The organism is Pseudomonas sp. SH10-3B, from assembly GCF_019891415.1.
Taxonomy (GTDB): domain Bacteria; phylum Pseudomonadota; class Gammaproteobacteria; order Pseudomonadales; family Pseudomonadaceae; genus Aquipseudomonas.
On sequence record NZ_JAFLXD010000043.1, the window covers coordinates 1 to 15,429 of the forward strand.

The window sequence follows — 15,429 nt, forward strand, 5'->3', positions numbered from 1 at the left end:
CGGCGGCCCACGCTCCAAAGCCGGAGTGAGGGCACACCGAGCCTAGGCGAGGTGCCGAGTGTTGGGGCGAGGACCTTTTGCTTACTTTTGGGTCCCTCCAAAAGTGAGCCGCTGTAAGAGCGGAACCATAGGTGGCCGTTACCGCAGCAACGGATATGTACTCGGTCTGATCCAACATCCTGGTCGGCTGTCAGGCCGCCATCGGGGGCAAGTCGAATCGTCGCACCGCCCCTCCCACATTTGATCTCCATACATCAGGTAGATACTAGTCTGCTCTGGATCTCACTCCATTACCGCAGCAACCGATATGCACTCGGTCTGATCCAACATCCTGGTCGGCTGTCAGGCCGCCATCGGGAGCAAGTCGAATCGTCGCACCGCCCCTCCCACATGTGATCTCTATGCATCAGGTAGATACCAGTCTGCTCTGGATCTCACTCCATCACGCCAATACCCAAGCCCAACGCCCCAACCTGAACCCCAGCGGAACTTTGCCAGGAAATAACCGCCTGAATCCGGTACGCTCACCGTTTTTACTCAAGGAGTTAATCCCCATGGCCAAAGCCACCGCCCGTCACATCCTCGTTGCCACTGAAGACAAGTGCAACGAACTCAAGGCCCAAATCGAAGGCGGCGCCGATTTCGCAGAAATCGCCAAAGCCAACTCCAGCTGCCCATCCAGCCGCCAAGGCGGTGACTTGGGTTCGTTCGGTCCAGGCCAGATGGTCAAGGAATTCGACACCGTCGTCTTCAGCGCCCCGGTCAACACCGTGCAAGGCCCGGTGAAAACCCAGTTTGGCTACCACCTGCTGGAAGTCACCAGCCGCCAGGACTGATCCAGTCCGCGCTGCTGCTTGAAACAACGGCCCGCCTCTTGGTGGGCCGTTGTGCATGTGACGACTGGCGACGCTGATGCCGTTAGCGTACAAATCCCTATTCTTCTTCACCCGGCGTTCAAGGCTGACAATGCGATTGGCTTTTTCCAGACTGCTCAGTACCTCCCTGGCCTTGTTACTGGCCAGCAGCGCCGTGATCGCGGCGCCCCAACCGTCCATGACCGTGTACGGCGAGCCGGCCAAGTACCCCGCCGGTTTCAGCCATTTCGACTACGCCAACCCCAACGCCCCCAAAGGTGGCAGCCTGCGGCGCTCGGCGCTGGAGATCGGGCGTTTCGACCATGTGCTGCCGTATATCGACAAAGGCATCGGCGTCTCCCAGGTCGACGGCTGGCTGTATGCGCCCCTGGCCCTGCGCTCCCTGGACGAGTCCTATACGGTATATGGCCTGGTTGCAGAGAAGATGGAGCGCGCGGAGGACGGCCTGTCCCTGCGCTTCTTCCTCAACCCCAAGGCGCGTTTTGCCGATGGCAAGCCGATCACTGCCGAAGACGTGCGCTACAGCTTCGACCTGCTGATGACCCAAGGCAGCCTGCGCTTTCGCACGCTGTTCGCCGACGTCAAGCACGTCGAAGTCGAAGGCCCGCGCCAGGTCCGTTTTGATTTTTCCAGCAATGAAAACCGCACCCTGCCCCTGGATGTAGCGACCCTGCCGGTATTCCCCGAGCACTGGTGGAAAACCCGCGACTTCGCCAACGGCGGCGGCTACGAAGCCCCCCTGGGCAGCGGCCCGTACAAGGTCAGCAAGATCGACTCGGGCAGCACCATCACCTTTACCCGCGACCCTGACTGGTGGGGCAAGGACTTGCCCGTCAGCCGCGGCCTGTACAACTTCGATCACCTGAGCCTGGAGTACTTCGGCGACACCGAAGTGGCCCGCCAGGTATTGCGCGGGGGCGCCTACGACTTCAACCGTGAGTTCTCCGCCACCGGCTATTCCATCGGCTACAACGGCCCGGCCCTGGACGATGGCCGCCTGCAACGCGCGCACCTGGCCAAGGACATGCCGCAACCGGCCCAGGGTTATGTGTTCAACGTGCAAAAACCAATGTTCAAGGACCGCCGCGTGCGCCAGGCCCTGGCGATGCTGTGGGACTTCGAATGGGCTAACCGGCAGATGATGCGCAACCTGTACATCCGCCAGCAAAGCTACTTCTCCAATAGCCCGCTGGCCGCCACCCAGTTGCCCACCCCGCAAGAACTGGCGATTCTCGAACCCTTGCGCGGGCAGATTCCCGACGAGGTGTTCACCCAAGTGTTCAAGGCGCCAGTCACCGATGGCAGCGGCATGATCCGTGACAAGCAACTGCAAGCCCTGGCCCTGCTGGAAGACGCCGGCTGGAAGCCAGACGGCGACAAACTGGTCAACGCCGAGGGCGAGCCGCTGGAGTTCACCTTCCTCAATGCCCAGAACGGGCTGGAGCGCCTGTTGTTGCCGTACAAACGCAACCTCGCACAGATCGGCATCACCTTGAACATCCGCCGCATCGACTCTTCGCAATACGTCAACCGCTTGATGGCCCGCGACTACGACATGATCGTGACGGGCTTCCCGGTGACCACGTCGCCCGGCATGGAGCTGTACAACTACTTCGGCTCGACCGCCGCATTCGATCCGGGCGCCAACAACTACATGGCGCTCAAGGACCCGGCCGTCGACAGCCTGATCAAGGGCCTGGTCAAGGCCGACACCCAAGCGCAGATGCTCACCTATGCCCACGCCCTGGACCGGGTGCTGCAATGGAATTACCTGTGGATCCCCAATTACTACCCGCCCGGCACTTCCGCCGCCTGGTGGAACCGCTTCGGCCGCCCGGCCATCGAGGCCAGGAATGACGAAGCCCTGGAAACCTGGTGGGAAATCAGCCCTACCCCGCTGACGAATGAACAAATGAACAAATGAACGCCGAGTTGAAAAAACGCGCAGGAGCTCGCTGATGTTTGCCTATATTGTGCGGCGCCTGCTGCTGATCATCCCGACGCTGGTGATCATCCTGCTGGTCAACTTCGTGATCGTCCAGGCCGCACCCGGCGGGCCGGTGGAGCAAGCCATCGCTCACCTGCAAGGCATCGGCGGCGGCGCAGTCGGCGGTTCGTCCGGCGACGCTGTCAGCAGCGGCTCCCGCGCCAGCCGTGGCCTGGACCCGAAACTGATCAAGGACATCGAAAAACAATACGGCTTCGACAAGCCCGCGCCGGAACGCCTGTGGCTGATGCTCAAGAGCTACGCCCAGCTGGATTTCGGCAACAGCTTCTTTCGCGGCGCCACCGTGATCGACCTGATCCTGGAAAAGATGCCGGTCACCATTTCCCTCGGCCTCTGGGCAACGCTGATCACCTACCTGGTGTCGATCCCCTTGGGCATTCGCAAGGCGGTGCGCCATGGCAGCAGTTTTGATGTCTGGAGCAGCACCGCCATTGTGATTGGCTACGCGATGCCGGCGTTCCTGTTCGCGATGTTCCTGATCGTGGTGTTCGCCGGTGGTACGTCATTGAACTGGTTCCCGGTGCGCGGGCTGGTCTCGGAAAACTTCGCCGAGCTGAGCACCGTGGGCAAGATCGCCGACTACTTCTGGCACCTGGTGCTGCCGGTCAGCGCACTGGTGATCGGCGGGTTCGCCACCCTGACCATCCTGACCAAAAACTCGTTCCTCAATGAAATCACGCGCCAGTACGTAGTGACCGCCCGCGCCAAGGGCTTGAGCGAACGACGGGTGCTGTACGGCCATGTGTTTCGCAACGCCATGCTGCTGGTGATCTCGGGGATTCCCCAGGCGTTTATCAGCGTGTTCTTTGCCGGATCACTGCTGATCGAAGTGATTTTCTCCCTCGATGGCCTCGGTCGCATGAGCTACGAAGCCGCCGTCTCCCGGGATTACCCGGTTGTGTTTGGCTCGCTGTTTATCTTTACGTTATTCGGGCTCTTGATAAAACTGATCGGCGACCTCTGCTACACCCTGGTGGACCCGCGTATCGACTTCGCCGCGAGGAACGCCTGATGCTTAACCTGTCTCCCGTGGCCCGTCGACGTTTCGAACGGTTCAAGAAAAACCGTCGCGGCTGGTGGTCGCTGTGGTTGTTTATCGGCCTGTTTATCCTGACCCTGGGCGGCGAGTTGATCGCCAATGACAAACCCTTGGTGCTCAGTTACAAGAACGAGCTGTATTTCCCCGTCTTCAAGCGCTACACCGAGCAGCAGTTCGGCGGGCAACTGCCGTTCCAGGCCGATTACCGCAGTGACTACGTGCAAAAGCTGATCAAGCAGGACGGCGGCTGGATGCTGTTCCCGCCGATCCCGTTCAGCGACGACACGCCCAACTACGAACTGACCCGCCCGGCCCCCAGCCCGCCCTCGACGGTGAACTGGCTGGGCACCGATGACCAGTCGCGGGATGTGTTGGCGCGGGTGATCTTCGGCGCGCGGGTGTCGATCCTGTTTGCCCTGGCGCTCACCGCGATCAGCGCCGCCATCGGCATCGCCGCCGGGGCCTTGCAAGGCTATTACGGCGGCTGGGTGGATCTGCTCGGCCAACGCATCCTTGAAGTGTGGTCCGGGCTGCCGGTGCTGTACCTGCTGATCATCCTGTCGGGGTTTGTCGAGCCGAACTTCTGGTGGTTGCTGGGGATCATGGCGCTGTTTTCCTGGCTGGCCCTGGTGGATGTGGTGCGCGCCGAGTTCCTGCGCGGGCGCAACCTGGAGTACGTCAAGGCCGCACGGGCGCTGGGCCTGGGCGACGGCAAGATCATTCGCCGGCACATCCTGCCCAACGCCATGACCGCCACCTTGAGCTACCTGCCGTTTATCCTCACTGGGGCGATTTCCACCCTGAGCGCCCTGGATTTCCTCGGTTTCGGCATGCCTGCGGGCAGTGCGTCATTGGGCGAGCTGATTGCCCAGGGCAAGCAGAACCTGCAAGCGCCGTGGCTGGGCTTGACGGCGTTCTTCACCCTGGCGCTGATCCTGTCGCTGCTGGTCTTTATCGGCGAGGCATTACGTGATGCCTTCGACCCACGCTCATGAGTGACTGCGTATGAACCTGATCGAAATCCGCGACCTCAGCGTCGCGTTCAGCGGCCAGACCGTGGTGCGCAACCTGAGCCTGGACGTCCGTCCCGGCGAGTGCCTGGCGCTGGTGGGCGAATCCGGCTCGGGCAAGTCGGTGACGGCGCACTCGATCTTGCAACTGCTGCCCGAAGCCGGCACCGACACCCGCGGCTCCGTGAAATATCGCGGCCAGGAACTGATCGGCGCCTCGGCGTCGACCTTGCAGAAACTGCGCGGCAACCGCATTGCGATGATCTTCCAGGAGCCGATGACCTCCCTCAACCCGCTGCACAGCATCGAAAAACAGATCGGCGAAACCCTGCTGCTGCACAAGGGCCTGGGCGGCAAGGCGGCGCAGGCGCGCATCCTGGAATTGCTCGAACTGGTAGGCATCCAGAAACCTCAGGAACGCCTGAAGGCCTATCCGCACCAACTCTCCGGGGGCCAACGCCAACGGGTGATGATCGCCATGGCCCTGGCCTGTGAGCCGGAGCTGTTGATTGCCGACGAGCCCACCACTGCCCTCGACGTGACCGTGCAGCGCAAGATCCTGCTGCTGCTCAAGTCCCTGCAACAACGCCTGGGCATGTCGCTGCTGCTGATCAGCCATGACCTCAACCTGGTGCGCAGCATTGCCCAGCGCGTATGCGTGATGCGTGCCGGCGAGATTGTCGAGCAGGCTGACTGCGAGACCTTGTTCACGGCACCACAACACCCCTACAGCCGCCTGTTGCTGGACGCCGAGCCGTCCGGCGATGTGCTGTGCAGCGACCCACGGGAGACCGTGCTGGAAGTGAACGACCTGAGCGTGCAATTCCCCCTTGGCGGCGGCCTGTTCCGGCGCAAGACCTACCTGCGCGCCGTGGATGGCATCAGCCTCAGCGTGCAGCGCGGCAAGACCCTAGGGATTGTCGGCGAGTCCGGTTCGGGCAAGTCCACCTTGGGCCAGGCGATCCTGCGCCTGCTGGATTCCACCGGCAGCATCCGTTTCCAGGGCGAGGCCCTCGACCCGCTCAACCACAAGCAAATGCGCCCGTGGCGCAAGCAGATGCAGGTGGTGTTCCAGGACCCCTACGGCAGCCTCAGCCCGCGCATGTCGGTGCAGCAGATCATCAGCGAAGGCCTGGAAGTGCATGCGCCATGCAGCGTGGCCGACCGCGATGCGCAAGTGATCCAGGTGCTCAGGGACGTGGGCCTCGACCCGGCCAGCCGCCATCGTTTCCCCCATGAATTCTCCGGCGGCCAGCGCCAACGCATCGCCATCGCCCGTGCGCTGGTGCTCAAGCCGGCGCTGATGCTGCTGGACGAACCCACCTCCGCCCTCGACCGCACCGTGCAGAAGCAGGTCGTGGCGTTGCTGCGCGAGTTGCAGGAAAAATACGGCCTGACCTACCTGTTTATCAGCCATGACCTCGCCGTGGTGCGCGCCATGGCCCATGACATGATCGTGATCAAGGACGGCAAGGTGGTGGAGCGCGGGCCGAGCCATGCAGTCTTCGAGGCGCCGCAGCACCCGTATACCAAAGAACTCCTGGCGGCGGCCGGCGGGCTGTCGTCATGAGTACCAGCCTGACGGACTACCAACAGGTTCGCGGCCTGGCGATCCAGTCGCTGTTCGAGATCATCGAGCAGTCCAGCGAAGGCACGGTGATTGTCGATCGCGACGCCAATATCGTCTGGATGAACGAGCGCTACGCCAAGCGCTTCGGCCTCAACAGTGCCGATGAGGCCATCGGCCAGCCGTGCGAGCGGGTGATTTCCAACAGCCTGTTGCGCCAAGTGGTGCGCACTGACCGGCCGATTCTGCTGGACATCCAGGACACCCCCAAAGGCCCGTTGGTGGTGATGCGCCTGCCGATCCACAACGATGCCGGTGCCGTGATTGGCGCGATTGGTTTTGCCTTGTTCGATGAACTGCGCAACCTGTCGCCGCTGATCGAACGCTACCTGAGCATGCAGCAGGAACTGGCCTCCACCCGCTCGTTGCTGCGCTCACGCCAGAGCAAGTACAACTTCGCGCACTTTATCGGCACCAGCGCCGCCAGCCTGGAAGTCAAACGCCGTGCACGGCGCAGCGCAAGCGCCGAGTCGCCGGTGCTGTTGCTCGGTGAGACCGGCACCGGCAAGGAACTGCTCGCCCAGGCGATCCACGGCGCCTCACCGCGTGCGCACAAGGCCTTTGTCAGCATCAACAGCGCGGCGATTCCCCATGACCTGCTGGAAGCCGAATTCTTCGGCACCGCGCCGGGCGCCTTTACCGGCGCCGATCGCAAGGGCCGTCCGGGTAAATTCCAGATTGCCCAGGGCGGAACGCTGTTCCTTGATGAAATCGGCGATATGCCGCTGCCGCTGCAAAGCAAGCTGCTGCGGGTGTTGCAGGAAAAGGAATTCGAACCGGTGGGTTCCAACGAGATGCTGCACAGCGATGTGCGGGTGATCGCGGCCACCTCCATGGACCTGGAAGCGGCGATCAAGCGCGGTGAGTTCCGTGCGGACTTGTATTACCGCCTGAATGTGTTGCCGATCCAGGTGCCGCCGCTGCGTGAGCGGCTGGAGGATATTCCGGCGTTGAGCGAAGCGATCCTCGAGGAACTGCGCAGCCAGCATGAACTGGACCGCGAAGCCCTGGCGCTGTTGGCGCAACATGCGTGGCCGGGGAATATCCGCGAGCTGCGTAATGTGCTGGAGCGGGCGGCGTTGCTGAGCGATGACTTGGTGTTGAACGCTGAGGAGATTCGCACGGCGATTGGCACGTTCAGCCCGGTGGAACGCGGTGCGGTGGACACGGTTGAGGGTGAGACGTTTGCCGCGGCGCGGGAGCGGTTTGATCGGCAGGTGATTGCGGCGGCACTCAGGGCGTGTGACGGCAATGTGGTCGAGGCGGCCAGGCGATTGGAGTTGGGGCGGTCGACGCTGTACAAGAAAATGGTGGCACTGGGGATTGCCTGATCTCCAAAAAGAGACAAAATTCTCCATAGAAAGACACTCCCTGTGGGAGGGGGCTTGCTCCCGATAGCATCAGGTCAGTCAACATATTTACTGGCTGATGCACCGCTATCGGGAGCAAGCCCCCTCCCACATTTGGTCTTCATTTGTCTCTAAATTGAGACAGCATTCAAAAACACTCGAAAGAAATTAAAAAATATCTATATATTTCAATAACTTGAAAACATGGCACACATCTCGCTATAGCCCTCCCCACCGCTTCACCCACAACAATAACAATCCGATGGAGACACACCATGAGTGTGATCATTGCCCTGGCAGCGCTCGCGTTGCTGATGCTGGCTGCCTACCGTGGCTATAGCGTTATCCTGTTTGCCCCCATCGCCGCCCTCGGCGCCGTGCTGCTCACCGACCCGTCCGCCGTCGCCCCTGCCTTTACCGGGGTGTTCATGGAGAAAATGGTCGGCTTTATCAAACTGTATTTCCCGGTGTTCCTGCTCGGTGCGGTGTTTGGCAAGCTGATCGAGCTGTCAGGCTTCTCGCGCTCTATCGTGGCGGCAGCGATCCGCCTGCTCGGCACCCGCCAGGCCATGCTGGTGATCGTGCTGGTCTGCGCCCTGCTCACCTACGGCGGCGTGTCGCTGTTTGTGGTGGTGTTTGCGGTGTACCCGTTCGCGGCGGAGATGTTCCGCCAGAGCAATATCCCCAAGCGCCTGATCCCGGCGACCATCGCCCTCGGTGCGTTCTCGTTCACCATGGACGCCCTGCCCGGCACGCCGCAGATCCAGAACATCATCCCCAGCACCTTCTTCAACACCACCGCCTGGGCCGCGCCGTGGCTGGGGCTGATCGGCACGATCTTCGTGTTCTGCACCGGCATGCTCTACCTGGCGCGCCAGCGCAACAAGGCACAACGCGCCGGTGAAGGCTACGGTACCGAACTGCGCAACGAGCCGGAGACCGCCGAGAACATTGCCCTGCCCAACCCGTGGATCGCGCTGTCGCCGCTGATTCTGGTGGGCGTGATGAACCTGCTGTTCACCCACTGGATCCCGCAGTGGTACGGCAAGACCCACAGCCTCAGCCTGCCGGGCATGAGCGCACCGATAACCACTGAAATCGCCAAGCTCACCGCGATCTGGGCGGTGCAGGCGGCGTTGCTGGTGGGCATCATCATGGTGCTGGTGTTTGGCTGGTCAGCGATCAAAAGCAAGCTCGCCGAAGGCAGTAAAAGTGCGGTCAGCGGCGCCTTGCTGGCGGCGATGAACACCGCGTCCGAATACGGCTTCGGTGCAGTGATCGCCTCGCTGCCGGGCTTTCTGGTCCTGGCGGACTGGCTCAAGGGCATCCCCAACCCGCTGGTCAACGAAGCGATTACCGTGACCCTGCTGGCCGGTATCACCGGCTCTGCGTCCGGCGGCATGAGCATCGCCCTGGCGGCCATGTCCGAGAGCTTTATTTCGGCGGCCCATGCGGCCAATATTCCCCTTGAAGTGCTGCACCGGGTCGCGGCCATGGCCAGCGGCGGCATGGACACCCTGCCCCACAACGGCGCGGTGATCACCCTGCTGGCGGTGACCGGCCTGACCCACCGCGAAGCCTACAAGGACATTTTCGGCATCACGATTATCAAGACCCTCGCGGTGTTCGTGGTGATCGGTACTTTCTACGCCACCGGCATTGTGTGAGGTTTTCATGACGACTTTGAACGGCAAGACCGCCCTGGTTACCGGCTCCACCAGCGGCATCGGTCTGGGTATCGCACTGAGCCTGGCCAAGGCCGGTGCCAACCTGATCCTCAACGGCTTCGGCGACGCCAGCGCGGTGGTCGCCCAGGTGCAAGCGTTTGGCGGCAAGGTCGGCCATCACCCGGCGGACGTCAGCGACCCGGCGCAGATTGCCGACATGCTCGCCTACGCCGAGCGTGAGTTCGGCGGCGTCGACATCCTGGTCAACAACGCCGGCATCCAGCACGTGGCGGCGGTGGAGGACTTCCCAGTGGAGCGCTGGGACTCGATCATCGCGATCAACCTGTCGTCGGTGTTCCACAGCACGCGCTTGAGCCTGCCAGGCATGAAGGCCAAGGGTTGGGGGCGTATCGTCAACATCGCCTCGGTGCACGGCCAGGTCGGCTCGGTGGGCAAGGCCGCGTATGTGGCCGCCAAGCACGGCGTGATCGGCTTGACCAAAGTGGTGGGTCTGGAGACCGCCACCAGCAACGTGACCTGCAATGCAATCTGCCCCGGCTGGGTGTTGACGCCGCTGGTGCAGAAGCAGATTGATGATCGCGTGGCCAATGGCGTCGATCCGCAGCAGGCGCAGCATGATCTGCTGGCGGAGAAACAGCCGTCGCTTGAGTTCGTGACGCCGTCGCAGCTGGGTGAGCTGGTGCTGTTCTTGTGCAGCGAGGCCGGTGCGCAGGTGCGGGGGGCGGCGTGGAACATTGATGGCGGCTGGCTGGCCCAATAAACCAGACACTGAAAATCAGTGTGGGAGGGGGCCCTCTCCCACATTTGACCTATGTTGACGGGTAGATTTTTACAAGAACAAGAGACCTTGCTGATGTCCGAGATCCTCTGGCAACCCTCCCCGGAACGCATCCGCAACACGCGGATGGACCAGTTTCGACGCTTTATCAATGATCGCCACGGCGTGCAGCTCGCCGACTACCCGGCCCTGCACCAGTGGAGCATCGACCAGCGCCCGGACTTCTGGCAGGCGATCGTCACGTTCTTCGAGGTGCAGTTTCGCAGCCCGCCCAGCGCGGTGCTGATCGAAGATGCCGAGATGCCCAGCGCCCAGTGGTTCCCCGGCGCGACCCTGAACTTTGCCGAGCACCTGCTGCGCCGTCGCGATGATCACCCGGCCGTGGTCGCGATCAGTGAAGACGGCCAGCGCGAACAACTCACCTACGCCGAGCTGGCTGCCCATGTCGCCGGCCTGCAAGACAGCCTGCGGGCGGCCGGTGTCGGCAGCGGTGACCGGGTGGCCGCCTGCATGCCCAACACCTGGCAAACCCTGGTCGGCATGCTCGCCACCACCAGCCTGGGCGCGATCTGGTCGTGCTCCTCACCAGACTTCGGCACCCAAGGTGTCATCGACCGTTTTGGCCAGATCCAACCCAAGGTGCTGATCACCTGCGCCGGGTACCGCTACGCCGGTAAAACCATCGACCAAAGCGCCAAGCTCAATGAGATCCTCGAACGCCTGCCGTCCCTGGAACAATTGATCATCGTCCCGTATGCACGGCCCCAGGCATGCGTCGAGGACTATAAAACCCAGGCCCGCGTCGCGCTGTGGAGCGACTTCTACCAACCCGGCGGCGAGCCTGAGTTCGTCGCGGTGCCGTTCGATCACCCGCTGTATATCCTCTATTCCAGCGGCACCACCGGCGTGCCCAAATGCATCATCCACGGCACCGGCGGCGTGCTGCTTACCCACCTCAAGGAACACGGCCTGCACGCGGATCTGTCTCGCGAGGACTGTCTGTTCTACTACACCACCTGCGGCTGGATGATGTGGAACTGGCTGGTCTCGATGCTGGCAATCGGCGCCACGGCGGTGCTGTATGACGGCTCGCCGTTCCACCCCGGCCCGGAACGCCTGATCGACCTGATCGACGCGGAAAAGATCAGCGTGTTCGGCACCAGTCCCAAGTTCCTCGTCACCCTGGAAAAGGCCGGGCTGCAACCGCGCCTGAGCCATGACTTGGGCAGCCTCAAGGGGCTGATTTCCACCGGTTCGCCGCTGTCGCCCCAGAGCTACGACTACGTGTACCGCGAGATCAAGGCCGAGCTGTGCCTGTCCTCAATGTCTGGGGGCACCGATATCGTCTCCTGCTTTGTGATCGGTAACCCGGTGTTGCCGGTGCGGCGCGGGGAAATGCAGTGCAAGAGCCTGGCGATGGCCATCGAGGTGTGGGACGACCAAGGCCGGCCGTTGGTCGGGGAAAAAGGCGAGTTGGTGTGCACCCGGCACTTTCCGGCGATGCCCATCGGCTTGTGGAACGACCCGGACCAGCAGAAGCTGCGCGCCTCGTATTTCAGTCAGTTCCCCGGCGTATGGGCCCAGGGCGACTACGCCGAGCAACGCGCCAACGGCAGCCTGCTGATTCACGGCCGCTCCGACGCAGTGCTCAACCCGGGCGGCGTGCGCATCGGCACTGCGGAGATTTATCGCCAGGTGGAAAAAGTCCCGCAGGTGCTGGAAAGCCTGGCCATCGGCCAACGCTGGCAGGACGATGTGCGGGTGGTGCTGTTCGTGCGCCTGGATGACGGCGTGATGCTGGACGACGCCCTGGAGCAACACATCCGCCAGGTGATCCGCGCCAACACCACGCCGCGCCATGTGCCGGCGAAAATCCTCGCTGTCAGCGATATCCCCCGCACCATCAGCGGCAAGATCGTCGAACTGGCGGTGCGTAACGTGGTGCACGGCGAGCCGGTGAAAAACACCGACGCACTGGCCAATCCGCAGGCGCTGGAGCAGTTCCGCGACCGCCCTGAACTGGCCGAGGGATGAAAGGTTTCAGCCCTGAAGCACTCATTTGAAGACAAACCCCCAATGCATGCTATTTTTCGAGGGTAGTCATCCATCGGTGTCCCACGGGATAATGGGTGTTGTCATTTTTCAAAGCGTTACGCTCAGGGCTTTTTATGAAGGGAACAACCACCGGCAGCGAAGCCGCTGCATTGATTGCGCGGCTGGACTGGGCCCAAAGCCCCCTCGGTGAGGCCAATGATTGGCCGCAAAGCCTGCGCACAGCCGTGGATATCGTGGTCAACTCACCGATGCCGATGCTCCTGCTGTGGGGCAGCCAACTGACCCAACTCTACAACGACGGCTTCGCCTTGCTGGCGGGCAATAAACACCCCGAGGCCATGGGAAAGCCGGCGCACCAGAGCTGGCCGGAACTCGAAAGCTTCACCGCACCGATCTACGACGCCGTGCTGACCGGCCAGGTGCGCACCTTCAGCGAGCAGCGCTTCGTCCTGCAACGCAATAATCGCGACACTGAAATCTGGCTGGACCTGACCTACAGCCCCATCCGCGACGAAAGCGCCCGCGTGGCCGGCATCCTGGTCACGGCCATCGAAACCAACGAGCGCCGCCGGGCCCAGCACAACACCGAGCAGCGCCTGCAACTGGCCCTGGCCGCCACCGACGCGGTGGGCACCTGGGATTGGGATATTGGCGAAGACCGCTTTATCGCCGACGCGCACTTCGCCTACCTGCACGGCGTCGACCCGAGCGCGTCCGGCCAGTTGCCGATCAGCGACTACCTGCTGGGCGTGCATCCCGAAGACCGGGGCACGGTGACGCGCAGCATCAAGCATTGCATCACCCATGGCACCGAATACGCCGAGGAATACCGCCTGCAACAAGCCGACGGCCAGGTGCGCTGGGTGTTTGCCCGTGGCCGTTGCTACAAGGATCACCAGGGCCGCCCGGCGCGTTTCCTCGGCGCGGCACTCGACCTCACCGAGCGCAAGCATACCGAGCAAGCCCTGCGCCAAAGCCAGACCGAGCTGCAGTTGATCATCAACGCCATGCCGGTACTGATCGGCTACGTCGACCACGAGCAGCGCTTTCGCCTGAACAACAGCGCCTACCTCGACTGGTACGGCATGACGCCCCAGGAGCTGTACGGCAAGACCATCCGCGAGGTACTCGGCGACGAGGTGTACGCCGGGCGCGAAGACAAGATCGCCGCCGCGCTCAAGGGCAAGGCCTGCAGTTTCATGACCATCACCCCCCATCGCGATGGTCGCCCGCGTCATGCGCTGATGAAATACCTGCCGCGCTTCAGCAATGACGGCTCGGTAAACGGCTTCTACATCTTTGTGATCGATGAAACCGAACGCAAACTCACCGAAGAAGCCCTTCGTCACCTCAACGAGAACCTCGAAGAACGCGTGGCCCAGCGCACCCAGGCGCTGGCCGAAGCCAACGAACGCCTGCAAAACGAGATGTTCGAGCGTGAGCGCGCCGAAGATGCCCTGCGCCATGCGCAGAAGATGGAAGCCGTGGGCCAACTCACCGGCGGTATCGCCCATGACTTCAACAATATGCTCACCGGCATCATCGGCAGCCTGGACCTGATGCAGCGCTACATCGCCGCCGGGCGCAGCGAGGAGATCGGCCGTTTCACCGACGCCGCCGTGTCCTCGGCCCATCGCGCAGCCGCCCTCACCCACCGCCTGCTGGCCTTCTCGCGGCGCCAGTCGCTGGACCTTCGCCCGCTGGACCCCAACCAGCTGGTGGCGTCCCTGGAGGAACTGTTCCAGCGCACCAAGGGCGCACATATCACGCTCAAGGTGCAACTGGGCCACGACATCTGGCCGGTCAACACCGACGCCAGCCAATTGGAAAACGCCCTGCTCAACCTGGTGATCAACGCCCGCGATGCCATGCCCGACGGCGGCGAACTGCTGATCGAAACCGCCAACAGTTACCTGGACGGCACCGACATCACCACCCTCGAACCGGTCAGGGCCGGCGACTATGTGATGCTTGGCGTGTGTGACAACGGCAGCGGCATGGCGCCGAAGATTCTCGCCAAGGCGTTCGACCCGTTCTTCACCACCAAACCCATCGGCCAGGGCACGGGCCTTGGGCTGTCGATGATCTATGGGTTTGCCCAGCAGTCCGGTGGCCATGTGACCATCCAAAGCGAACCGGGCCAGGGCACCTGCGTGCGCCTATACCTGCCACGCCTGCACGGCACCGCCCTGGAGAGCAGCCTGCCCACTCATTTGGGCGAAGCCCCGGTAGCCCTTGCCGGCGAAGCGGTGGTGGTGGTCGAAGACGACCCGGCGGTGCGCATGCTGGTGGTCAATGTGCTCGACGAGTTGGGCTACACCGCGCACCAGGCAGCGGATGCGCGTGCGGCGCTGCCGTTGCTGGAGTCGGATTTGCGCGTAGACCTGCTGGTGACCGACGTCGGCCTGCCCGGTATGAACGGCCGTCAACTGGCAGAGATCGCCCGCCAGCATCGGCCGGGCCTGAAGGTGCTGTTCATGACCGGCTACGCGGAAAAAGCCGCCGAGCGCCAGGGCTTCCTGGAGGACGGCATGGACATGGTCGCCAAGCCGTTTTCCGTCGACGTGCTGGCGACCAAAATCCGCAGCATGATCAGCGTTGATGGTGCAGTTAAGGCATAATCGCGCGCCGTCGCACACCTGGTAGAGATCAATGAAAGCCCAAGCCCGTCATATCCTGGTGAAAACCAGCGAAGAAGCCGAACAACTCAAGCAGCGCATTGCCAAGGGCGAAGCCTTTGATGTGCTGGCCAAGAAGTACTCCACCTGCCCGTCCGGCAAACGCGGGGGCGATTTGGGCGAAGTGCGGCCGGGACAGATGGTCGGGGTGATTGATGCGGTGATCTTCAAGAAGCCAGTGAAGGTGGTTCACGGGCCGATCAAGAGCAAGTTTGGGTATCACCTGGTGCAGGTGTTTTACCGCGACTGAGGCGTTGACTTAAGACCGCTATCGGGAGCAAGCCCCCTCCCACAGGGGATCGCATTCCTCCAGATGAAATGC

11 protein-coding genes are annotated in these 15,429 nt (G+C 62.5%); all 11 read left to right on the top strand.

Going from position 1 to position 15,429, the window contains the following annotated elements:
• Positions 1-554: 554 nt before the first annotated feature.
• The 11 genes from J1G35_RS24545 to J1G35_RS24595 all read left to right on the top strand — a co-directional run bounded on the left by J1G35_RS24545 (position 555) and on the right by J1G35_RS24595 (position 15,357).
• Positions 555-836: a peptidylprolyl isomerase gene (locus J1G35_RS24545; protein WP_044274278.1), complete on the top strand. Its 282-nt coding sequence runs from the start codon at positions 555-557 to the stop codon at positions 834-836.
• Positions 837-966: 130 nt separating this feature from the next.
• Positions 967-2,799: an extracellular solute-binding protein gene (locus J1G35_RS24550; RefSeq protein ID WP_223016258.1), complete on the top strand. Its 1,833-nt coding sequence runs from the start codon at positions 967-969 to the stop codon at positions 2,797-2,799.
• Positions 2,800-2,833: 34 nt separating this feature from the next.
• Positions 2,834-3,895, top strand: a complete 1,062-nt coding sequence (locus J1G35_RS24555) for a microcin C ABC transporter permease YejB (RefSeq protein WP_053128304.1) — start codon at positions 2,834-2,836, stop codon at positions 3,893-3,895.
• Positions 3,895-4,917 (top strand): ABC transporter permease, encoded by a 1,023-nt coding sequence (locus tag J1G35_RS24560; protein WP_053128302.1) that lies wholly within the window; start codon positions 3,895-3,897, stop codon positions 4,915-4,917. The genes J1G35_RS24555 and J1G35_RS24560 overlap by 1 nt, the downstream gene beginning before the upstream one ends.
• 10 nt (positions 4,918-4,927) lie before the next feature.
• On the top strand, positions 4,928-6,502 hold the full coding sequence (locus tag J1G35_RS24565; protein ID WP_223016259.1) for an ABC transporter ATP-binding protein: 1,575 nt from the start codon (positions 4,928-4,930) through the stop codon (positions 6,500-6,502).
• Positions 6,499-7,890 (top strand): sigma 54-interacting transcriptional regulator, encoded by a 1,392-nt coding sequence (locus J1G35_RS24570; RefSeq protein WP_223016260.1) that lies wholly within the window; start codon positions 6,499-6,501, stop codon positions 7,888-7,890. Before J1G35_RS24565 ends, J1G35_RS24570 begins: the two co-directional genes overlap by 4 nt.
• Positions 7,891-8,183: 293 nt before the next feature.
• Positions 8,184-9,575, top strand: a complete 1,392-nt coding sequence (locus tag J1G35_RS24575) for a GntP family permease (RefSeq protein WP_223016261.1) — start codon at positions 8,184-8,186, stop codon at positions 9,573-9,575.
• Between the two features lie 7 nt (positions 9,576-9,582).
• Positions 9,583-10,356 (top strand): 3-hydroxybutyrate dehydrogenase, encoded by a 774-nt coding sequence (locus J1G35_RS24580; protein ID WP_223016262.1) that lies wholly within the window; start codon positions 9,583-9,585, stop codon positions 10,354-10,356.
• 93 nt (positions 10,357-10,449) lie between these two features.
• Positions 10,450-12,408: an acetoacetate--CoA ligase gene (locus J1G35_RS24585; RefSeq protein ID WP_223016263.1), complete on the top strand. Its 1,959-nt coding sequence runs from the start codon at positions 10,450-10,452 to the stop codon at positions 12,406-12,408.
• A 134-nt stretch (positions 12,409-12,542) separates the two neighbouring features.
• A complete protein-coding gene (locus J1G35_RS24590) occupies positions 12,543-15,050 on the top strand; it encodes a PAS domain-containing protein (protein WP_053128290.1) in 2,508 nt (835 codons plus the stop codon).
• Between the two features lie 31 nt (positions 15,051-15,081).
• Positions 15,082-15,357, top strand: a complete 276-nt coding sequence (locus tag J1G35_RS24595) for a peptidylprolyl isomerase (RefSeq protein WP_010564624.1) — start codon at positions 15,082-15,084, stop codon at positions 15,355-15,357.
• The last annotated feature ends 72 nt before the right edge of the window (positions 15,358-15,429 follow it).